This window comes from Bacillus sp. EB106-08-02-XG196, assembly GCF_013396335.1.
Taxonomy (GTDB): Bacteria; Bacillota; Bacilli; order Bacillales; family Cytobacillaceae; genus Neobacillus.
The window spans coordinates 25937-46609 of record NZ_JABWSY010000016.1; the positions used below are offsets into that span (position 1 = coordinate 25937).

The window sequence follows — 20673 nt, forward strand, 5'->3', positions numbered from 1 at the left end:
TGTGATGCTTGGAGGGTTGATTATTCATAGGCGGAGAATTTCCGGCTATGGTATAAAAAGGAACCTTAAGAAGCAGATATAAGCAGACTATTCCGGTTAACTGCTTTAAATAGTACAAAATCCAATGGATTGGATACAATAAGCGGAAAAACTCCGCTTATTGAAGGAAATATGGGGAATTCCCAATTTAAACGGAAATTCTCCGCTTATTTTCCTAACACAGTAAAATCAACATTCAGCTTTAACACAGCATACCTAAAAAACAATTAAATCTTAGAAAGAACCTTAAAACTAAATAAATTGCAATTAGTTGATTTATTTACAAAAATAAAACAGCATCAAACCATAAAAAGTTTGATGCTTTTTGGTAATGATATTGTCTATCTGTAAAGCGAATCTTCAAACCAACTAATTCCCCATTATTGTTCCATGCAGCATTATACTGCTTCAATGATGATTGAAACGCCTTGTCCTCCGCCCACACATAAGGAGGCTAACCCAATTTGTTTCTTTTGACGTCTTAATTCATGAACTAAGGTAACCAAAATCCGTGCACCTGAACATCCGATTGGGTGACCTAATGCTATCGCTCCTCCATTAACATTAATAATCTCCTCTGGCAAACCTAATTCCTTATTTACTGCCAGGACTTGTGCTGCAAATGCTTCATTTAGCTCTGCCAATTCGATATCCTGTATTGTAAGATTTGCTCTGGTTAAAGCTTTTTGTGTCGCCGGGACTGGTCCAATGCCCATGATAGAAGGAGAAACAGCGGAACTCGCAACCGAACGAATTTTGGCAAGTGGTTTTAAATTGTATTCCTTTACAGCTTGTTCAGAAGCAACAATGACTGCAGCTGCCCCATCATTTAATGACGAAGCATTTCCAGCTGTCACCGTCCCATTCTCTTTAAAAGCTGGTTTTAATGTTAGTAATTTCTCTAGATTAGTATTTTTTATATTCTCATCTTCTGTAAATAGAGTGGCACCATGCTTGCTTTTAATAGCGACAGGAATAATTTCTTCTTCGAATTTACCTTGTTCTTTAGCTTTAATAGCTTTTTGCTGGCTCTCTAACGCAAAAATATCTTGTTCCTCTCGAGAAATAAGATAGCGTTCTACTAAATTTTCAGCTGTAATCCCCATATGGTAACCTTCTATTGCACAGTGAAGTCCATCATGAAAGAGTGCATCCACTGTCCGTAAATCTCCCAATTTCTGTCCCCACCTTGCATTCATCACCAAATGCGGGACATTACTCATACTTTCTGTCCCCCCTGCAATCACAACATTTGAATCTCCTGCAAGAATTTGGTGATAGGCTAATGTAATCGCGCGCAATCCAGATGCACATTGTTTATCAATGGTAATGGCTGGTACAGACACAGGTATCCCAGAATGGATAGCTGCTTGTCTTGCTGGGTTTCCTTTGAGTCCTGATTTTAGTACATTTCCTAGTACTACCTCATCAATGCATTCAGCCGAAAGACTAGATCGTTGCCACACTTCCTTAACAACAGTCGTTGCAAGTTGTACAGCACCTACATCTTTCAATGCACCACCGAAACTCCCTATTGGAGTTCTGAGTGCCTCAACTAAGTATACATTTTGCATTCACTATCCCCCACTTTACCTAAAATAGCGGTTTTGTCCGCGGTTTTACTTGACTCTTCACTTTAATTAACTTGATTTTTCCGAGGAAGTTTTTGACATAGAATACATGGGTTGTTTTGAAAAATGGTAAGTTTGGTAATTATAATAAACTTTTGCAATCGCAAAATTTTCACAAAGTGAGCACTTAATTTGATACCAAGCTTTGCTAACATGGGGAGCATCTAAAGCTGGCAGTGATTGTTTCATATGTGTGTTACATACCCACATAATCTCACCTCTCTCACAATTTTTTTATTCATTTATTCGTTTGAAGGCACCATATATTTATTTAAAGGAAAGAATACATTCTCAAATGGATTTGTTAAGAAATTAAGGAATATTATCTGATTTTTTTGGATAATAGAAAATGTTTCTTTTATATTTTTCACATACAAATTTCGATAATTTCGTCTATAAACAATATATTTATCTAGTGTGTTTATAATAGTTTCAGAGTAATTACCATTTAATAGATTATCTAAAGGACTTATGAGGAGCTCTGATGATAGATTTTTAATTTGATCCACTTGATTATTAATTTCCTCAAATGAATTTAATAGGGTTAGATTGTGCAAACCTGTAGTTGATGTCAATAATTGTTCTCGTGACATTTCTTCCAATTCAAAAAGTTCTTTTGTAATTTGGTTTATGAGTTCGCTTACATTTGTTTGATTTTGTTTCACATTTTCAGCCAATCGTTTTGAAGATTGCAGCAGAACTTCTTCTCGAAAATTTTCTTCTTTATCCCAATCATCAATTTTTTGAATCGCTTGATTCCATAGTTGGTCTATAGATGAACCATTTTTTTTGATTTTATTAACTACCGTCATTTCATTTCCTCCTATTAGGACATATTTAACTAGCCGATGGTAATGTAATCTCAATTAAAGTTCCTTCATTCACTTTACTTACATAGGTAATACTGCCATTTGTAAAGCAAATATTTATTTATATTTAAATGGTTAGCTGCTGATTACCCTTGTTGCTTTATAGATACCATTACAAGGATGAAGGTAAACATCCTGCATAAACCCCTACCCAAAGTCGCACTTTGTTAATTGGCTTATGATTAATAAATGAACGGATTACGAGAGGCATAATTACAAAAAGGCAAAATATTGAGAGATTAACAATGTAGTTTAACAAAATCAACCTAATTACCACCTATACCTAAACCGACTCTTGTATTGTTATTACATGGTGACAACTTCAAATTCTGGCAATGCAAGTGAAATCGAAAACCCTTACAGACCTCCTGTTATGTTTAGTACCGGCCTGTCATTAATGCCGGGGTCTGTGAGTGGTTTTAATATTAAACTTGTAAACTAATAGTTTTTATCTTCAAAAACTACTTCAATTTTGTTATACAGATCTATTCATTTGTTAGTATTTACGTTTAGTTTGATCTCTCTTCTAACCAATCACCAATCGTTGGATATGTTATTTTTGAAGCTTTACTTCCAAAAGCAATAGACGTATGCCCAACTGGTAAGTTTATATATTGTTTGTCTTTACTGGATATGCGATTCATCAATGCTTCTACTTGATGCGGTGGAGCAATGTTATCCATTTCACCCGATAGGTTGAGGACATTAGCAGTGATTTCCGCAAGACTCACCTGACGGCCACGAATAACGAGTTCCCCTTTAATCAGCTTGTTTTTTTGATAAAATTCGCGAATCCACTGACGATAGGATTCACCCGGAAATGGAATGCCATCGTTTAACCATTTTTGCAGAAGTTTAAAGCTCTTTACAAAACTTTCATTCTCAGCACGATCAAAAAGACTAACATAAGGTCCATAAATGTTTGCCATCGGTTTAAGTAGTTTGTTACCAATGTCAATCATTTCAGGTGGAATATTACCGTATGTTTGCACCATTTTATCAATATCAAAATGTTGCTCATCCAGCATAGCACCATAAAGGCCTGTATCTTCAAAATCAAACGGAGTTGTCATAAAAACTAGGTTACGAATGGGCAATTCAGGGTGCAGAGCAGCAAATATTGAAGTCATTGTACCGCCCATGCAATATCCAAGAATAGACATTTCATCCGCATTCGATTTTCGCAAAACTTTACGAACCGCCCGTGGGATGTAGTCGATAATATAATCGTCTAATTTCATATTTTTATCTTCAATGCCTGGTGTACCCCATTCAAGGAGATAGACTTCAAAGCCTCGATTCACCAGATATTCAACTAAACTGCCACCCTTGGTTAAATCCATGATATATGGCTTATTAATCAGTGCATAAATCAAGAGAAGCGGAGTTTTATGTTTTTTTGGTTGTTCCGAAATATATCGATATAGCTTGGTTTTATTACGAGTCCAAATGACTTCTTTCGGAGTTGGGCCGACCTCTGGTTCGGCATCCTTCAATAACACTTGAGATACGCTTTTTAAACGTCTATACATCTGTTGATACTCCTCAGGTACCATTTCGATAAAATTTTCGTATTCTTTGGACAAATGATTGTTCATAACACCACTCCTTACCATATTTTAATTGATAAAATAAACCCTTTTTCAATTCGCATTTTTTTCTGGACTGTTAGACAGATCCTTTTGTATTCGTAACTTTCAGCGTATTTAATAAAGTTAAGATTTGATTCAGTTTTGAATCAAGACTCTTCATATCCTTTTTCAAATTTGTTATTTCACGTTGCAGTTCTACTGTATCTCTTTGATTATCCTTGGAATCTTGTATAAATTCTTCTAAATCATCCACTTTCGCATCTACATTGACAATCTGAGAGGAAACATGTGCAAGATCATTTCTTGATGGTAGATTTGCAAATTCATAATAACGTTCCGTTGTTTCATTCAACATTTGTTTGAATAGAATGTTCATCTCCAATATCTGGCTGATCGCTTGAGTTGGAAATTCCTTCGTTACTTGATCATCCACCAGATTACTATATTCTGAATAATAATTTTTCCACATATCATAAAAGTTTTTTACCATCTTTTCTCCTCCTCTTTATTGGAACATATCCTATAATGGAATATTCCCATGCTTTTTTTTAGGTCTTACTTCTTTTTTTGTTCTAAGCATCTCTAAAGACTGTTTCAGAACTTTTCTTGTATCTCTTGGGTCGATCACGTCATCCACCATTCCATGAGAAGCCGCAACATAAGGATTCGCAAACATATTTCGATATTCTTCAATTTTTTCCGAACGTGTTGCTGCCGGATCACTGCTTTGATTAATTTCTTTTGCAAAGATAATATTTACTGCGCCTTCCGGTCCCATTACGGCAATTTCCGCATTTGGCCAAGCAAATACAATGTCCGCACCAATTGCTTTTGAATTCATAGCGACATAGGCCCCGCCAAATGCTTTTCTTAATATGACGGTTATTTTAGGAACTGTTGCTTCTGAATAGGCGTAGAGAATCTTTGCACCATGACGAATGATACCTCCGTGCTCTTGATTGACTCCAGGGAAAAAACCTGTTACGTCTTCAAAAGTTATGATTGGGATGTTAAAAGAGTCACAGAATCGAATGAATCTGGAAGTCTTGTCGGAAGAATTAATATCTAGACCGCCAGCCATTACTTTAGGCTGATTGGCAACTACTCCTACACTATTCCCATCAATTCTTCCAAAACCAACCACGATATTTTTCGCATAGTCCTTTTGAACTTCCATAAAATAGCCTTGATCTAATACTTGTTCTAATACCTTGCGAATATCATATACCTTCGTTGCATTGAGAGGTACTAGGTCCAGCAAATCTTCCCGCCAATCATCCTCTTTCATGCATTCTAAAGACTGAGGATTTTCCGTATTGTTTTGAGGCAGAAAGGAAATTAATTTTCTTACTTCTTCTAAGACCTCTTGTTCGGAATCACCAGTAAAATGCGCACATCCACTAATGGAAGAATGAACCTTTGCACCGCCAAGATTCTCCGCTGAAATTTTCTCCCTGGTAACCGTTTCAATGACCTTTGGACCTGTAATAAACATTTGACTGGTATTTTCCACCATAAACACAAAATCCGTTATGGCTGGAGAATAAACTGCCCCACCAGCACAAGGGCCCATGATTACTGATATTTGCGGGATTACACCAGAGTAGATGGCATTTCGATAAAAAATTTGACCGTATCCGTCTAAAGAAACAACGCCTTCCTGTATCCTTGCACCGCCTGAATCATTTAAACCAATAATCGGTGCCCCATTTTTTGCAGCCAAATCCATAATTTTGCAAATTTTAGACGCATGCATCTCTCCTAGTGCACCGCCAAAAACGGTAAAATCTTGGGCAAATACGTAAACTAGACGGCCATGAATTTTACCATAACCCGTCACAACACCTTCGCCTGGACTTTCCAATTTATCCATGCCGAAGTTGGTTGCACGGTGTTTGATAAAAGAATTTAATTCCACAAAGGAATCCTCGTCCAAAAATAGATCAATTCGTTCCCTTGCAGTAAGTTTCCCTCGATTATGCTGGGTATCAATGCGCTCGTCACCGCCGCCAAGCACGATCTTACTTTTCCGATCCCATAGATCATAAATCTTCTCATAAACTGTGCTCATTGAAAAATACCAATTCCTCTCCTGGAATTATGTTATGATGTCTGCTTCACTAAGAAAAGCGGTTGTCCGTATTCTACGAGCTGACCATTCTTGACGAGTACCTCCACGATCTCTCCATCCATTTCTGCTTCAATTTCATTAAACAATTTCATAGCTTCAACGATACAGACAACGGTTGACTTTTCAACCTTATCCCCAATTTTCACATAGGAAGCCACATCGATTGCCGGTGCCATGTAAAACGTCCCTACCATAGGGGAAACAATTTTTAATAGGTTTTCATTTCCAAGACTTTTTGGTGTTTTTTCTTCTTTCTCAGTAATTTCCTTCGTCGCTGCCGCTTGAAAAGACGCTTCTGAAATTTCATTCGACTTGGTTGCGGCTACAAGAACAGGTGCATCCAAAACAGCAGGAATAGCCAGATTAATTGATTCATTACCTTGTATAACAGAAGGATTTAGCATTGAATTTCTTCTAACGAAAATTCGAGTATCTCCCTTTTCAAGTTCTAAGCAGTCTACTGTCGAATCATCAAATAGTCTAATGATTTCTCTTATTTCCTGAATTTTAAACATCTCTATCTCTCCTTAATCATGGTTAACTTGATGAATTACACTTCTAACGGTATTGGATTTGTTTCAATAAATTTTGTGTTAAACTGTCCATTTACAAAACTCTCATGTTCGAAAAGTTTTTGATGGAATGGAATAGTAGTTTTGATTCCACTAATAATAAATTCATCAAGTGCCCTCTGCATGCGCATGATCGCCTCTTCACGATTTTTTCCCCATACGATCACTTTTGCTGCCATTGAATCATAATAAGGAGAAATTTCGCAACCAGGATAAAGAGCGCTATCTACTCGTACACCATAACCCCCAGGAGGAAGATACATTTCAACTCTCCCTGGAGAAGGCATAAAATTCTTTGCCGGGTTTTCTGCGTTGATACGGCATTCAATTGCCCAGCCATTGATTTTAATATCTTCCTGTCTATAAGTCAGAGGGTAGCCTGCTGCCACCAAAATTTGCTCTTTGATTAAGTCAATACCTGTAACCATTTCTGTAACAGGGTGTTCTACCTGTATTCGGGTATTCATTTCCATGAAATAGAAATGACCGTTTTTATCTAATAAAAATTCAACAGTCCCCGCTCCATGATAGTTAACAGCTTTTGCAGCGGCGATTGCTGCTGCACCCATCTGTTTACGAGTATCTTCCTCAAGGGCTGGTGACGGTGCTTCTTCAACCAGTTTTTGATGGCGTCTTTGAATGGAACAGTCCCTTTCCCCTAAAAAAATGATATTACCAAGCATATCCCCAATAATTTGAATTTCCACATGGCGTGGTTCCTCAATGTATTTCTCTAAATACACACCGGCGTTTCCAAATGCCGTTTCTGCTTCTGTTTGAGCTTGACGGATGGCTTTGCGTAATTCCTCTTCATCCTCCGCTACTCTCATTCCCTTGCCGCCGCCGCCAGCAGTTGCCTTAACAATGACGGGAAATCCAATTTCCTTTGCTATCGTAACAGCTTCTTCAAGATCTTCAATTAGACCATCTGTTCCAGGAACGGTAGGTACTCCTACACTTTTCATCGTATCTCTCGCGACCGCTTTATCCCCCATTTTATTAATGGCTTCTGCTTCTGGCCCAATAAATGCAATGTCATAATCCGAGCAAATTTCTGCAAAAGTACCGTTCTCTGCCAGAAAACCATAACCAGGGTGGATAGCTTCCGCATTCGTAATTTGAGCAACGCTAATTATATTGGCAATATTCAAATAACTTTGCGAAGATGCCGAGGGTCCAATACAATATGCTTCGTCCGCCATTTGCACATGCAGGGCTTCTCGGTCTGCTTCAGAATAAACGGCAACCGTGGATATCCCCATTTCCTTGCACGCCCTAATTACACGAACAGCAATTTCTCCTCGATTAGCAATAAGAACCTTTTTAAACATGTACAAGTTCCTTTCCAATAGTAATTTTATTTAAGAGTTTACTAGTACTTTTTTGAATTCTTCCGCTAGTAAAGGAACCACCTCAAACAAATCACCCACAATACCGTAGTCGGCTATTTGAAAGATTGGGGCTTCCGAATCTTTGTTAATCGCCACGATAACTTTTGAGTTAGACATCCCGGCTAAATGCTGAATGGCACCTGAAATTCCACAGGCAATGTACAAATCTGGGGTGACAACCTTTCCCGTCTGTCCGATTTGCAGTGAATAGTCGCAGTAATCAGCATCACATGCACCACGGGAAGCACCTACCGCCCCACCTAGGACCTCGGCCAATTCCTGAAGCATCTTGAATCCTTCCGGGGATTTAACCCCTCTTCCGCCAGAGATGACAACTTTCGCTTCCGATAGATCTACACCGCCTGTTGTTTTGCGTATTACTTCCTTAACAATCGTCCTTAAGTCTTTGATCTCAGCATAAAAATGGACAATCTCAATCGTTCCGTTGATTTCTGCCACTTGGATGTTATTTGGCCGTACAGTTGCGAATGGGATGCCAGAAACTACTTTCTTTTTCTCAAACGCTTTTCCGGAAAAAACAGGACGTGTAAAGATAACGTCTTCATCCTCCACCTGAACATCAATGACGTCAGATATAAGTCCAAGCCCCAACCGCGCTGCAATGCGCGGTGCAAGATCTTTCCCGATTGATGTATGTGGTAATAAAATAGCTCCTGGTTCCACTTCATCAATAATCTGTCTCAAGCATTGAGAATAAGCATCGGTTGTATATACATCGAGTTCTTGGTTGCCCACAATATATACTTTATTTGCACCATGTTTCCCTAAAACATGTGCATAATGAACAGCTTCACTGCCGAAAGCCACAGCTATTATTTCTCCGCCTTCCGCAATGCGCTGCGCAGCTGTCAACAACTCCAGTGAAACACCTCTTAGGTTCCCAGCTTTAGCTTCCGTCACCACTAGTACTTTTCTCATGTTAGTTCTCCTCCTGCGTGTTAGATTGCCTTCGCTTCATTGCGTAGAAGTACAGCCAGTTCTGAAACTTGAGCTTCGATGGTCCCCTCCAGGATACGTCCTGCTCCTTTTTTCGACGCAAAAAATGTCTCGGTAGTTATTGTCTTTACTTCTAGAACGTCTTCGATATGTAAATCATCAATTTCAATCCGCTCAATTGGCTTTTTCTTCGCCTTCATGATGCCAGGCAAGGAAGGATATCGCGGCTCATTTAGTCCCTGTTGTGCTGTGACCAAAACTGGAAGAGATACCAAGACAACCTCTTTATCTCCTTCAACGTCCCGCTCGATCACAGCTTCGGTTCCAACAATCGCAAGCTTCGTGATCGTCGTCACTTGTGGAATATTGAGTTCCTCTGCAAGGCGTGGACCAATTTGTCCACTACCATAATCAACTCCCACATTACCGGCTAATATGATGTCAAATTCCCGATTTTTAATAATTGACTCAAGAATTTTAACTGTACTGTGTTCATCAAGATTTAAATCTTCGCTATTAACGATAATCGCTTTATCCGCACCCATAGCAAGCGCCGTTCGCAGCCCATTCTCTTCACGTTCAGGTCCTACCGTGATAACCGTTACTTCTCCACCGTGCAATGACCGCAATTGAAGCGCCTCTTCAATTGCATATTCATCGTAAGGATTGATGATGAAGTTTACCCCTTCTTCACTAACGGTGCCGTATTGGAACGCAATTTTTTCCTCCGGATCGAACGTTTGTTTCATCAATACTAAAATGTTCATTTTTTCGTATCCCCTTCTGATGTAATATTTAAAAAACAGTATAGAACCGAAAAAGGATTTTCGTACTTAAATTAAACACGTTGCAAGTTAGGAGAATACGATTCCTCTACTAATTCGTTGATGGTAATATCGCTTCAAAAATCCCTGAAACTTTCACATCACCGTCACAGTTTTTCGCCAATACTTCACCCACAACGAGTTTATCAGCTTTTTTCTCTATCACTCTGCCAACAATTTCGATAGATTCTCCGGGATGCGTCATTTTACTAAAACGCACTTGTATTCTCTTAATGTTTTTTCGTGGTATCCATGATGTAACTCCTTGTGATAACATCCCCATGATTAACATTCCGTGAGCAATAATACCTGTGCCAGCTTGCTCCCCAACCTCTTCAACGGTATGCAGTGGATTAAAATCTCCGGATGCCCCTGCAAATCTTACGAGCTGAACTCGTGTAATCGGATCTTTTTTCAGAATTGGGAATGAATCTCCCACCTGCAAATCTTCAAAATACATGATTTATTTCTCCCCCTATCATCAGCTGCTATTTAATGACGGTGAACTAACGTAATTTTAGCAATTGCCACTAATTCGCCTTTTTGATTGGTAAATCTGGTTTCTTCCGTAACAAAATCCATTCCGCCAGAAGAACCAATTTTGGTATCTGCCCGAACAATCTTACTCGTAACATGAAGCTCATCTCCGGCATAAATATCGCCAAGATATTCATAATCTTGCTCACCATGCAATATTTTTACTGGGTTTAATTTCAATACCTCCATTTTTTCCTGAAAGCCATATCCGCCATGGTATTCAATGACTTGCAAAAAGGTAAGCGGAACGGGAATGCCCTCAAAACCTGCATCCTTGGCTGCCTCTAAGCTGTAGTAAATCGGGTTATCATCACCAATGGCTATGGCTAATTCTTTTATTTTCCCTTTTTCCACTGCCATGCTGTATGGTTCTAACTCAAGTCCAACTAAATCTTTCACATCTGACAAGTTCTTCCACCTCTTTAAAATAGTAGCTTCTTACTTAGGTTGATTAAATTTTGAATTTTCTTTATTGTTTCAGCAGATTTCCAGCTATAACAAGACGCTGAATTTCTTGTGTTCCTTCATAGATTTGAGTGATTTTAGCATCTCTCATATAACGTTCTACCGGGTACTCCCTTGTATAACCATATCCTCCAAATATTTGGATAGCCTCTAGCGTAACTTCCATTGCAGTGTCTCCGGCTAACAGTTTGGACATTGCCGATTGATGCCCATAAGGGATTCCATGATCCTCTCGCCAGGCAGCTTGATATGTCAATAAACGAGAGGCTTCTATTTTAGTAGCCATATCGGCTAATTTGAATTGTATAGCTTGAAGCGCGCTAATCGGTTTGCCAAATTGGACGCGATCCTTCGCATATTCTACTGCTTTATCAAACGCTCCCTGAGCAATTCCCACCGCTTGGGCAGCTACTCCATTCCGACCGCCGTCGAGGGTCATCATAGCAATCTTAAACCCTTCACCTACTTGTCCCAAGAGATTGTCCTTTGGCACACGGCAGTCCTCAAAAATCACTTCCGTTGTTGCGGAGGAGCGAATGCCCATCTTTTTCTCCTTCTTTCCTACAGAAAAACCTGGGAAGTCCTTTTCTACAATAAAAGCGGTAATCCCCTTATGCTTTAGTTCCGGATTGGTCTGGGCAAAGACAATATAGATATCCGCATAACCACCGTTGGTAATAAAAATCTTCGAACCGTTCAATATCCACTCATCGCCTTTGAGTACCGCAGATGTTTTCATTCCACTGGAATCAGATCCAGATCCAGATTCTGTCAAGCAATACGCACCCATGCTTTTTCCCTCTGCCATGGCTCGCAAATATTTTTGTTTTTGTGCCTCCGTTCCGAACTTAAAAACCGGCCATCCGGCTAACGATGAATGGGCAGCAAGAGTAGTCCCTATGGAAGCATCCACCCGGGAAAGTTCTTCCACCGTGATCACATAACTCATATAATCGGCACCGGCACCACCGTATTCCTCCGGCCAAGGGATTCCGCATAAGCCAAGTTCTGCCATCTTCCTCCAAATCTTGATATCAAAGTATTCTTCTTCATCTCGCTGTGCTGCAGTAGGCTCACATTCGTTCAGTGCAAACTCGCGCACCATTTTTTGCATCATCTGGTGTTCTTCTGATAATAAAAAGTTCATTGTTAGACTCCTCTTTTAATATATTTTGCGTATCCTATTTCTTCCGAGTATGTTGAGCGAGCGATTGCTCATTCCGAAGATAGCTGTAAAAATCCCCTCCTTTTCAAGGGATGGGAATTAAATCGCTATTTATACTTTTTGCTCGATCATCTTTCGGGTATAGATGGTTACCCACTTCCTTGGCAGCAATCCCACTGATTTAGCCATAATTTTATTTTTAAAACCTGGAATGATCACTGTTTTATTCTTCATTAACCCTGCAAAGCCGTACTTGGCAACTGCTTCTGGGTCCATCAAGTTCTTAATGAAAATTTTTGTTCCTGTTGCGGCCAATCCTTCTGTGAGCGGCGTTTTGGTTGATGGGGGACATAATACACTAACATGAACTCCGGTTCCTTTTAATTCTTCCGCAATCGCTTCTGAAAAGGTTAAGACGTACGATTTGCTTGCCCCATACATCGACATCCCTGGAGTTGGCTGAAAGGCCGCCGTTGAAGCCACATTTAAAATTTTACCTTGCTTTCGTTTAACCATTTCACCCGCTATAAGTCTGGTTAAATACGTAAGCGATATCATGTTGAGCTGCAGGCATTCCAATTCTTTCTTAATATCCAATTCCGTCATTAATCCTAATCCGCCAGCCCCGGCATTATTAATCAAAATATCGATGTTGATTTCTTCGTTTTTCAAGTACCGATGCAAGTTCTCTACTGTTGCTTGGCTGCTTAAGTCACCGGCAAAAGTATTTACTTGAACTCCATAATCCTTTTGTAATATCTCAGCTTGTTGTTCCAACAACGTTGCGTTCCTGGCAACTAATACCAAGTTATTGCGATGGTCTGCGAAAACTTTTGCGAATTCCAAACCGATCCCTTTAGTAGCGCCTGTAATCAAAACAGTTTCTGTTGGCATATGTTTTTTAGCCCCTTTACATTCGGAAAATTCTAAAATTTATAAACATTATTATATTATTGATTATACTCATTAGTATAAATTATATAAAATTAAACATTTTAATATATAAGTAAGTATTTCTAATATATAGATAGTGAAAACTATCGATTTTTCTAAATTCCTGAAATTAATAAGAGTTACCCATAATAAAAGAGAAGCCTCTTCGTCACTTAGACACAGGGCTTCTCTTTTTATAACAGATTTAATTTTAAAACGCAGTCACATCAACTGGTTCAATTCCTTCAGCCTCGCAATAGTCAAGGTATCTTTTCAGGAATGATTCCCAATTATCTCGTGCAATAATTTCTCCATTCTCACCCAAATAGTCTAATGTTCCTTCCACAATATTGAATGTAATAACGTCGTCATCCCCTACAGCTGTAGGTGTATGTGTGGAGCCAGCAGGTTCAAAAACCATATCGCCAGGTTTGGAAATCCAAGACTCCTCGAGATATCTCCAAGATCCTTGTACAGTATAAACAATGACTTGTCCAGGATGAAAATGGGCCGGAAGCTGCATTTTCGCAGGTACATATAATAAGGTAATATTCTGTCCTGTCACAGGATTGGCTTTAAGCAATTTAAATTTCGCATCTCCGAAATAAGGAACCCAAGGCAATTCATCTACATTAACATTTCCTGCATGATATGCTACTGCTGCTTGTACATTTTTTACATTACTCACTACAATTCCCTCTTCCATTGTATGTTTTTAAATTCGCACGCTGTTAACGCTTACATGATTCAGCTAATTAACTTTTTCGAATTTATAATATCAGTATATTTTTAATTTTCAGCTAAGTAAAATTAACATTTTTAATGTGCAATTAAGTTTGATTAATTTACACTGCTCGTTGTTTGGATGAAATTTACTTAGCCCCAAGGCCCCCATCAAGAACCAATATTTGTCCTGTACAATAATTAGAAGCTGCTGAAGCAAAGTATAGGAGAGCACCTACTAAATCATTGTCATTGCCTAACCTTCTAACTGGAACTTGGGAAGCAATGAAAGGACCTGCTTTGTGTACAAGTGTTCCCGGTATTTCTGGGTTATTCATTCCAGTAGTGAACACTCCAGGAGCAATGGAATTTACATACACTCCATGGCGACCCCACTTAACTGCAAGATCCTTCGTTAAAGTCATAACGGCACCCTTACTAGTTGTATACCCTACAGAATCTACTGCTTCTGGGTCAACGCCTTTAAAACCAATACTAGAAGAAATGTTAATGATTTTTCCGTATGCGTTTTCAATCATTTGTTTTCCTACAGCTTGACACATCAAGAATGTACCAGTCACATTTGTATCAAGCATAGATTGCCACTGTTTTAAAGGCATTTCAGTAGCAGGTGTTTCAAAAACCGTTCCGCTGCTGTTGACTAAAATTTCAATTTTTCCGAAATGAGAAACAGCTTTCTCCAAGCCTTGAACGACAGATTCAGGATTTGTTACATCAACCGCTAGAGCAAGTGCTTGTTTTCCTAATGCCTCTATTTCTTTTACAACTTCTTCACAAACTTCTAACCTACGAGAACAAACTACTACGTTTGCACCTGCCTCTGCTAAAGCCAGTGCCATTACACGCCCTAGCCCGCTGCCGCCTCCGGTAACGATTGCTGTCTGTCCGGTTAAATCAAACAATTGTTTTAATGACATTTTACATTTCCTCCTTATTAAGAATATTCAAAGATTTTAAAAATCTTATTGATATTGATTGTACTAATAAATTATAATGAAATAAAATTAAAGATTTTAATATGTAATTAAGTTTTACTAATATTTAAAAAGGGGTACAGCAATGAATATTGAACAATTACTATATATCGTTGAAGTTGCTAAATACAATTCTCTGTCTATTGCGGCACAGAATCTACATGTAACTCAATCCACAATCAGTCAGTCCATTACCAACTTTGAAAAGGAGCTAGGGATTAAAATTCTTAAACGGTCACGGGGACATGGTGCTGTCCCAACGGACGAAGGCAGAATCATTCTAAAACTAGCCTATGAAGTACAAAAAAAACTTGAAGAAATAAAAGAGACAGCCAACTTAATGAATTCCACAGAAGTGGGGGAACTAAAAATTTCTTCTCTACCAGGTTTAATGACCTTTCTAGTAAAAGCAATATCAGCTTTTAGACATGATTTTCCTCACGTAAATCTTGAGGTAACCGAAAAAAGTGGAAATGCTGTAATTGAAGATGTCAGGCAGCATAAAATTGACTTCGGACTGATTACATATTCAAGTGATTTGAGCGTAAACATGGAAGGAATAGCTTTTGAAGCTTTTATTGAGGGGAAGCAGAAAGTATATGTTTCTAAGCATTCTCCCTTAGCGTTTCTTGGTACCGTAACACCAAATGATATACTTGATCAAACTCTCGTCACCTATAAAGGTGAATTAATGCAATATTTTGTACAAGATTTTTTTAAGAGATATAAGCCTTTAAAAATCCTATTTACATCAAATAATATGGCCGGCGTTCTACAAGCCATCAATGAAAACTTGGCCATTACATTTGCTCCTGATTTCGTTATGAAAAATTATCCTTCCGTTATCAATGGAGATATTATTCCAGTAGATCTGGTGAATCATAGCACTGTTAATATTTCTTTAGGTTTAGTTCGATCAGAAAATAAACATTTATCCACTTTTGGCAACAAATATATCCATTATCTTAAATCTGAAATTATTAAAAGTTAATACAGAAAAAAAGAGAAGCAACTTCGTCCAAAGTGGACTTAGTGCTTCTCTTTTTATAGGAATCTATTAGTATTATTTCTTTTATATTGTTATCGAAGCCTTTTGCAGCTCCCCATTACCTAAATTCAGATTGGGACTAATCGTAAAGGAAGCCTCCGTCTTCTCCATTACTTCATGAACTGTAACACCTTCTTGAGTTTCCATAAGAATCATGCCCTCAGGTGTAAAATCAAACACAGCCAAATCCGTAATTAATCGATGCACAACTTTTTGACCGGTCAATGGAAGGGTACAGCTTTTTTTAATCTTGGATTCATTGTACTTATTGGTGTGTTCCATAATGACCACGATTCTTTTGGCACCATGGACAAGATCCATCGCTCCTCCCATACCCTTGATCATTTTTCCAGGGATCATCCAATTTGCCAGATCTCCTTGTTCAGATACCTCCATACCACCTAGGATGGCCAAATCAATATGTCCTCCTCGAATCATGGCAAAAGACTCAGCACTATCAAAGAACGATCCTCCGCTAACTGCTGTAACCGTTTCCTTCCCTGCGTTTATAAGATCAGGATCCTCCATACCTTCAAAAGGATAAGGTCCAATCCCAAGCAAGCCATTTTCTGATTGTAATAATACATGAACATCATTCGGAATTTCGTTGGCAAGCAAAGTAGGTATTCCAATCCCAAGATTTACGTTCATTCCATTTTGAATCTCTTGAACTGCACGCTTAATGATTTTTGTCCTGGTATCCATCACTATATATTCCCCCTAGAAAAACTGCTTTGTAATTTTAACAGGTATTTACCCTTCAATGGTGATTTTAGTAGGTATGACGGTACGGCGTTCAATTCTTTTCACATAATTCTTTCCTTCCAATATCCTTTGGACATAGATCCCAGGTGTATGAATCTCATCCGGTTCAAGAGCACCCACTTCAACTATTTGCTCCACCTCGGCAATTGTAACCCTCCCTGCGGTTGCAGCGAGTGGGTTAAAATTGCGCGCTGTTTTCCGGTAAACAAGATTTCCTAACAAGTCGCCTTTCCATGCCTTTACAAAGGCAAAATCACCCACTATCCCTTTTTCAAGAATATGCGGTCTCCCATTAAAATGTCGAACTTCTTTGCCCTCCGCAATCTGGGTACCAACACCAGTCGGCGTATAGAATCCAGGGATGCCAGCTCCTCCTGCCCGAATTCTTTCAGCCAGTGTCCCCTGCGGAACAAGCTCTACTTCCAATTCTCCACTTAAAAATTGCTTTTCAAAGATTTTGTTCTCCCCCACATAGCTAGCTACCATTTTCTTAATCTGCTTATTTGCAAGGAGAAGACCCAGTCCCCAATCATCGACCCCACAATTGTTACTAACAATCGTTAAGTCCTTTGTTCCCTTTTCCACCAACGCCAGGATTAGATTCTCGGGAATTCCCGATAGTCCGAACCCGCCAACAATGATGGTTGCACCATCTTGAATATCTTGAATCGCTTCATTAAATTCTGTGATTATCTTACCTTGACCAGCCATTCTTTTCACTCCCTACATTAATAAAAAAATTCTGACAGTTTGTGATAATTTTAATAGTATGATAAAAATTATACTCATAAGTAAAAATTAAATAAAATTAAAAATTTTAATTTGTATGTAAGTTTTACTTACAATAAAACCCTAGGACCTAAAAATAATCAAGGACCTCCATTTTGGAGGCCCTTTTAATCATGCAGCCATTCGCCAAGGCTTAATCCATATTATTATTCCATTTCTACACACACCAACAATATGTAATTAGTCGGTACTTATGCATAGATTGGCTGCTAAATATCATAAATTCATATTTTGTTACATTACTCCATCTTCCTCATCAATATGATCATCAGCGTAAGTCTCGGAGATCTTATCCAGACAATTCCAGCACTTACTGCGATTTCGCTCCATAATGGCTAATTCTTCATTGCAATCTACACAACAATCCATTCCATCAACAGCCATGTTATTTTTACACATATTTCGTTTCCTCCTCGATTAAATCATGATTTTTAAATAATCACAGTTTCCTCTGTTTTTATCGTTGTGTTAGTTTGCTTCGCAGGACGTACAATGGTCAAAAACAATAATCCGAAAACAAACATAACCAATGAAGTTACTAGGAACCCATAACCATATCCAATTGCCTCAGTTCCTGAATTTTGGATAAAATTCCCGAATATAACTGGAGCAATAATACTTGCTGAACTTGATAGAGCAACATATGTCCCTTGTGCTTTTCCAATGTTTTTGGTAGAAAAGAATTCCATCAACATAGCGGGTGCGAGTGATAGAATAACAATGGCAAAACCTGGAGCAAGAATGAAGAACAAGATGGATATAGCACTTGAATTCACGACACTTCCAAGATATAAACAAATAGCGGATAGCACCATTGTAATACCTGCAAGATTTACTCGTGCTTTTCGAATATCACCTGTTTTGCGATATATCCGATCTGATATCAAGGCAAAGACAATTTGGGAAATGGCAGCGAAGAGAAAAGGCAATGACACTGCCATTTTTAATGTTTTTCCATCAAAATGTTGAACATTGGTAAAGTATGCTGGAAACCAAACCGCTTGAACAGACAATAACCAATAGGCACAACCTGCACACAAAACGGTAAACATAAAATTTTTTGAAAAAAGATGCGGAAGAAATTGACGCCAAGAAACCTTAGAAGAGATGAATGAGTTCTTTTCCTCATGTTCAATTGTAGGTAACCCGATTTCTTTTGGGCTTTCTTTTCCGAATATCATCCATAAAACTAGAACAATAAGTCCAACAATCCCCATTGCAATAAAAGCAGATCTCCATCCATTTTGAGAGATCAAGGAGATTAATAATGGAGAAGCAATCGCTGGTCCGATTGCTGCTCCAAAGAGAACAGCACCAAAGCCTATACCATGTCTGTGTTTAGGGAACCATTTTCCTATTAGAGAAGTTGATATAGCAATCGCTGGACCTTCTCCTGCTCCCAAGATCATTCTTGAAAACATTAATAAAGACAGACTGGAAACAAATGGTGTGGTAAATTGAACAGCCAACCATACTAACATGATCCAAGTAAACATTTTTTTCGTGTTTTTGGAATCGGCCATGCCACCAATAATTAAAGAGGATATGGTAAAGAACCAAAAGAATGAGCTTCCAATAACTCCCCATTGTGAAGGACTTAAGTGTAACTCTTTCATTAGAGGAACGGAGACTAAACCGATGATAATTTTATCAACTTGGTTGACCATTCCGGAAGCAACAAGAATTAATAATATAATCCAAGAATATTTTGGTGTTTTCAATGTAATAATCTCCCCTTCTCTTCTACTATATATAGGAAAATCTTTTTGTAAAATCTAAGAGGCACTCCCATTACATGAAGCAATTCGTTTTCTTATGATACGGTTTTTAAAAGTAAATCTACTTTGTTTAACCACCTGATTTTTATTAAAATCATTACCTCATGTTTTCTCCAATGCCGCCAGCAGTTTTTTCACGGACGGGAATACCGCCGCGACCCGCTTTACCTGTTTTCTCATCAATAAACATAGCGAAATCCGGCGCAATTTCTCGCCCATTTGGCATCGTAAGCCACAATCTTAATAAATGTCGTTTGCGTTGGGGTTCTTCATAATCTTCATATATAGTACGTGAATGAAGAACGGTATAATTATTTACGAATTGCATATCACCAGGTTCCATCATCATATCGATATGCATGTTTTCATCATGAAGGAGAGAATCCATTAAGTCATATGCTTCCATTTCTTCCTTTGACAATTGGATACCTGTTTTCGCTTGTGCAGATTCGACATATCCACGATTATATCTGCAGCTCAATTTACCTTTGTAATAGCTAAAGACTGGTGAGGAATATACTGGAGATTCTCCTGGTGCTTCTTCACCACGACGATCCAAGAAGTATGGACGATAGAGAATTTCAAGGTACTCTGGGTACTTCTCGAGAATTTCATTATAAACAGCCATCGAACTTACAATACTACTAAATCCCCCCGATTTAGCCTTCCTGAGACTTAATAAACCGACTACGTCAGAGCCATCTGGGTGAAAGGGAAGATGTGCTTTCGTTTGGTAACCGCGTACATTGGAATCATTAATGTTGAGACCTTGATCTACAACATGCCCTAAAAGATCACCTTTTGCGTTTTGCGCTACCGGAATGCCCATATGTACTCCTAGACCCCAGTAAATAATGCTTGTTTCTTCATCCGTATATCTTTCCATTGGTAATCCACGAATTAACAGAAATCCTCTCCCATTTTCCAGCTCGTCGATAAAGTAAGCGATTTCGTCTGAGAGATCAGGAATTGGGAAGTCCTCCTTGTTAAAATCTGGTGCTTTTAAACCTTTTTGTTTCACAAAATATAAAGCGCTTTCAAGAGAAGCAATCGTTTTCTCAGATAAATAATAAATCCATGAACTATCTTTTACTAGATCAATACCTTTCCATGCTGCTTGTCCTTGAATTTTCTCCTTTAAAATGGACGGCACCTATACTCCTCCTTCGTTTTCTAATGCAACCTTTTCTTTAGTAGACAATGTTCGGGCTGTTTCTTCCAAAAGATTGACTCCCTCGTTTTTGTAAATCTTGTTCAAACAATTAATACTATTGAACGATGTTCCCCCCTTTATTTACAAGAATCGCTTTAATAGCATTTTGACTGTGTTAATAGTCATTACATTAATTATATTCATAATTTTCAGTAAAAAAAAATTAAAGATTTTAACTTGCATGTAAATAACACTAATATATAAAAATAGTGCCCCCATGTACAATGGAAAATTTCAACATCATAATATATTAGTA

The 20673-nt window shown here is 38.4% G+C and carries 22 protein-coding genes; 1 reads left to right on the plus strand and 21 read right to left on the minus strand.

Features of this window, described 5'->3' with window-relative positions; translation table 11 throughout:
* Positions 1 to 319: 319 nt before the first annotated feature.
* The 16 genes from MLOOGBEN_RS29450 to MLOOGBEN_RS22440 form a co-directional block, all read right to left on the minus strand.
* Positions 320 to 451 carry a hypothetical protein gene (locus tag MLOOGBEN_RS29450; RefSeq protein ID WP_256989221.1) on the minus strand — a complete coding sequence of 44 codons (132 nt, stop codon included), beginning with the start codon at positions 449 to 451 and terminating at the stop codon, positions 320 to 322.
* Positions 438 to 1613: a thiolase family protein gene (locus tag MLOOGBEN_RS22370; RefSeq protein WP_179160498.1), complete on the minus strand. Its 1176-nt coding sequence runs from the start codon at positions 1611 to 1613 to the stop codon at positions 438 to 440. Before MLOOGBEN_RS22370 ends, MLOOGBEN_RS29450 begins: the two co-directional genes overlap by 14 nt.
* A 299-nt stretch (positions 1614 to 1912) precedes the next feature.
* Entirely contained in the window at positions 1913 to 2482 is a 570-nt protein-coding gene (locus MLOOGBEN_RS22375; protein WP_179160499.1) for a hypothetical protein, read from the minus strand.
* Positions 2483 to 3048: 566 nt separating this feature from the next.
* Complete coding sequence (gene phaC / locus MLOOGBEN_RS22380; RefSeq protein ID WP_179160500.1) at positions 3049 to 4137, minus strand: class III poly(R)-hydroxyalkanoic acid synthase subunit PhaC; 1089 nt, start codon at positions 4135 to 4137, stop codon at positions 3049 to 3051.
* 70 nt (positions 4138 to 4207) lie between these two features.
* Positions 4208 to 4621, minus strand: coding sequence for a hypothetical protein (locus tag MLOOGBEN_RS22385; RefSeq protein WP_179160501.1), 414 nt, complete (start codon positions 4619 to 4621; stop codon positions 4208 to 4210).
* Positions 4622 to 4651: 30 nt separating this feature from the next.
* Complete coding sequence (locus MLOOGBEN_RS22390; RefSeq protein WP_179160502.1) at positions 4652 to 6202, minus strand: acyl-CoA carboxylase subunit beta; 1551 nt, start codon at positions 6200 to 6202, stop codon at positions 4652 to 4654.
* Positions 6203 to 6234: 32 nt separating this feature from the next.
* A complete protein-coding gene (gene accB / locus MLOOGBEN_RS22395) occupies positions 6235 to 6777 on the minus strand; it encodes an acetyl-CoA carboxylase biotin carboxyl carrier protein (RefSeq protein ID WP_179160503.1) in 543 nt (180 codons plus the stop codon).
* 35 nt (positions 6778 to 6812) lie between these two features.
* Positions 6813 to 8165 (minus strand): acetyl-CoA carboxylase biotin carboxylase subunit, encoded by a 1353-nt coding sequence (gene accC, locus MLOOGBEN_RS22400; RefSeq protein ID WP_179160504.1) that lies wholly within the window; start codon positions 8163 to 8165, stop codon positions 6813 to 6815.
* Between the two features lie 30 nt (positions 8166 to 8195).
* Complete coding sequence (locus MLOOGBEN_RS22405; protein ID WP_179160505.1) at positions 8196 to 9164, minus strand: electron transfer flavoprotein subunit alpha/FixB family protein; 969 nt, start codon at positions 9162 to 9164, stop codon at positions 8196 to 8198.
* Between the two features lie 20 nt (positions 9165 to 9184).
* The gene (locus MLOOGBEN_RS22410) at positions 9185 to 9949 is read right to left on the minus strand and encodes an electron transfer flavoprotein subunit beta/FixA family protein (protein ID WP_179160506.1); all 765 of its coding nucleotides are present in this window, start codon (positions 9947 to 9949) and stop codon (positions 9185 to 9187) included.
* 109 nt (positions 9950 to 10058) lie between these two features.
* The gene (locus MLOOGBEN_RS22415) at positions 10059 to 10466 is read right to left on the minus strand and encodes a MaoC family dehydratase (RefSeq protein ID WP_179160507.1); all 408 of its coding nucleotides are present in this window, start codon (positions 10464 to 10466) and stop codon (positions 10059 to 10061) included.
* A gap of 32 nt (positions 10467 to 10498) precedes the next feature.
* Positions 10499 to 10942, minus strand: coding sequence for a MaoC family dehydratase N-terminal domain-containing protein (locus MLOOGBEN_RS22420; protein ID WP_368737818.1), 444 nt, complete (start codon positions 10940 to 10942; stop codon positions 10499 to 10501).
* A gap of 70 nt (positions 10943 to 11012) precedes the next feature.
* Positions 11013 to 12155 (minus strand): acyl-CoA dehydrogenase, encoded by a 1143-nt coding sequence (locus tag MLOOGBEN_RS22425; protein WP_179160509.1) that lies wholly within the window; start codon positions 12153 to 12155, stop codon positions 11013 to 11015.
* Between the two features lie 129 nt (positions 12156 to 12284).
* Positions 12285 to 13067, minus strand: a complete 783-nt coding sequence (locus tag MLOOGBEN_RS22430; protein ID WP_179160510.1) for an SDR family NAD(P)-dependent oxidoreductase — start codon at positions 13065 to 13067, stop codon at positions 12285 to 12287.
* Positions 13068 to 13317: 250 nt separating this feature from the next.
* Complete coding sequence (locus MLOOGBEN_RS22435) at positions 13318 to 13794, minus strand: 2,4'-dihydroxyacetophenone dioxygenase family protein (protein ID WP_179160511.1); 477 nt, start codon at positions 13792 to 13794, stop codon at positions 13318 to 13320.
* Between the two features lie 184 nt (positions 13795 to 13978).
* Complete coding sequence (locus tag MLOOGBEN_RS22440) at positions 13979 to 14767, minus strand: SDR family NAD(P)-dependent oxidoreductase (protein ID WP_179160512.1); 789 nt, start codon at positions 14765 to 14767, stop codon at positions 13979 to 13981.
* A gap of 142 nt (positions 14768 to 14909) precedes the next feature.
* Between MLOOGBEN_RS22440 and MLOOGBEN_RS22445 the strand changes: the two genes are divergently transcribed.
* Positions 14910 to 15815 (plus strand): LysR family transcriptional regulator, encoded by a 906-nt coding sequence (locus MLOOGBEN_RS22445; RefSeq protein ID WP_179160513.1) that lies wholly within the window; start codon positions 14910 to 14912, stop codon positions 15813 to 15815.
* An 81-nt stretch (positions 15816 to 15896) separates the two neighbouring features.
* On the opposite strand, the gene MLOOGBEN_RS22450 is transcribed toward MLOOGBEN_RS22445, so the two are convergent.
* The 5 genes from MLOOGBEN_RS22450 to MLOOGBEN_RS22470 all read right to left on the minus strand — a co-directional run bounded on the left by MLOOGBEN_RS22450 (position 15897) and on the right by MLOOGBEN_RS22470 (position 20357).
* Complete coding sequence (locus MLOOGBEN_RS22450; RefSeq protein WP_218781297.1) at positions 15897 to 16577, minus strand: 3-oxoacid CoA-transferase subunit B; 681 nt, start codon at positions 16575 to 16577, stop codon at positions 15897 to 15899.
* 48 nt (positions 16578 to 16625) lie between these two features.
* Positions 16626 to 17348 (minus strand): CoA transferase subunit A, encoded by a 723-nt coding sequence (locus MLOOGBEN_RS22455; RefSeq protein WP_179160515.1) that lies wholly within the window; start codon positions 17346 to 17348, stop codon positions 16626 to 16628.
* 312 nt (positions 17349 to 17660) lie between these two features.
* A complete protein-coding gene (locus MLOOGBEN_RS22460) occupies positions 17661 to 17825 on the minus strand; it encodes a hypothetical protein (RefSeq protein ID WP_179160478.1) in 165 nt (54 codons plus the stop codon).
* A gap of 32 nt (positions 17826 to 17857) precedes the next feature.
* Entirely contained in the window at positions 17858 to 19147 is a 1290-nt protein-coding gene (locus MLOOGBEN_RS22465; protein WP_256989222.1) for an MFS transporter, read from the minus strand.
* A gap of 154 nt (positions 19148 to 19301) precedes the next feature.
* Positions 19302 to 20357, minus strand: coding sequence for a TauD/TfdA family dioxygenase (locus tag MLOOGBEN_RS22470; RefSeq protein ID WP_179160516.1), 1056 nt, complete (start codon positions 20355 to 20357; stop codon positions 19302 to 19304).
* Positions 20358 to 20673 lie beyond the last annotated feature (316 nt).

What these genes read in the sequence shown, in the direction of transcription:
- MLOOGBEN_RS22370 (WP_179160498.1), bottom strand. Translation starts at nt 1,613, where the DNA reads ATGCAAAATGTATACTTAGTTGAGGCACTCAGAACTCCAATAGGGAGT.
- MLOOGBEN_RS22440 (WP_179160512.1), bottom strand. Translation starts at nt 14,767, where the DNA reads ATGTCATTAAAACAATTGTTTGATTTAACCGGACAGACAGCAATCGTT.
- accB (WP_179160503.1), bottom strand. Translation starts at nt 6,777, where the DNA reads ATGTTTAAAATTCAGGAAATAAGAGAAATCATTAGACTATTTGATGAT.
- MLOOGBEN_RS22445 (WP_179160513.1), top strand. Translation starts at nt 14,910, where the DNA reads ATGAATATTGAACAATTACTATATATCGTTGAAGTTGCTAAATACAAT.
- MLOOGBEN_RS22390 (WP_179160502.1), bottom strand. Translation starts at nt 6,202, where the DNA reads ATGAGCACAGTTTATGAGAAGATTTATGATCTATGGGATCGGAAAAGT.
- phaC (WP_179160500.1), bottom strand. Translation starts at nt 4,137, where the DNA reads ATGAACAATCATTTGTCCAAAGAATACGAAAATTTTATCGAAATGGTA.
- accC (WP_179160504.1), bottom strand. Translation starts at nt 8,165, where the DNA reads ATGTTTAAAAAGGTTCTTATTGCTAATCGAGGAGAAATTGCTGTTCGT.
- MLOOGBEN_RS22455 (WP_179160515.1), bottom strand. Translation starts at nt 17,348, where the DNA reads ATGGCTGGTCAAGGTAAGATAATCACAGAATTTAATGAAGCGATTCAA.
- MLOOGBEN_RS22415 (WP_179160507.1), bottom strand. Translation starts at nt 10,466, where the DNA reads ATGTATTTTGAAGATTTGCAGGTGGGAGATTCATTCCCAATTCTGAAA.
- MLOOGBEN_RS22430 (WP_179160510.1), bottom strand. Translation starts at nt 13,067, where the DNA reads ATGCCAACAGAAACTGTTTTGATTACAGGCGCTACTAAAGGGATCGGT.
- MLOOGBEN_RS22410 (WP_179160506.1), bottom strand. Translation starts at nt 9,949, where the DNA reads ATGAACATTTTAGTATTGATGAAACAAACGTTCGATCCGGAGGAAAAA.
- MLOOGBEN_RS22460 (WP_179160478.1), bottom strand. Translation starts at nt 17,825, where the DNA reads ATGTGTAAAAATAACATGGCTGTTGATGGAATGGATTGTTGTGTAGAT.
- MLOOGBEN_RS22375 (WP_179160499.1), bottom strand. Translation starts at nt 2,482, where the DNA reads ATGACGGTAGTTAATAAAATCAAAAAAAATGGTTCATCTATAGACCAA.
- MLOOGBEN_RS22385 (WP_179160501.1), bottom strand. Translation starts at nt 4,621, where the DNA reads ATGGTAAAAAACTTTTATGATATGTGGAAAAATTATTATTCAGAATAT.
- MLOOGBEN_RS22425 (WP_179160509.1), bottom strand. Translation starts at nt 12,155, where the DNA reads ATGAACTTTTTATTATCAGAAGAACACCAGATGATGCAAAAAATGGTG.
- MLOOGBEN_RS22450 (WP_218781297.1), bottom strand. Translation starts at nt 16,577, where the DNA reads ATGGATACCAGGACAAAAATCATTAAGCGTGCAGTTCAAGAGATTCAA.
- MLOOGBEN_RS22405 (WP_179160505.1), bottom strand. Translation starts at nt 9,164, where the DNA reads ATGAGAAAAGTACTAGTGGTGACGGAAGCTAAAGCTGGGAACCTAAGA.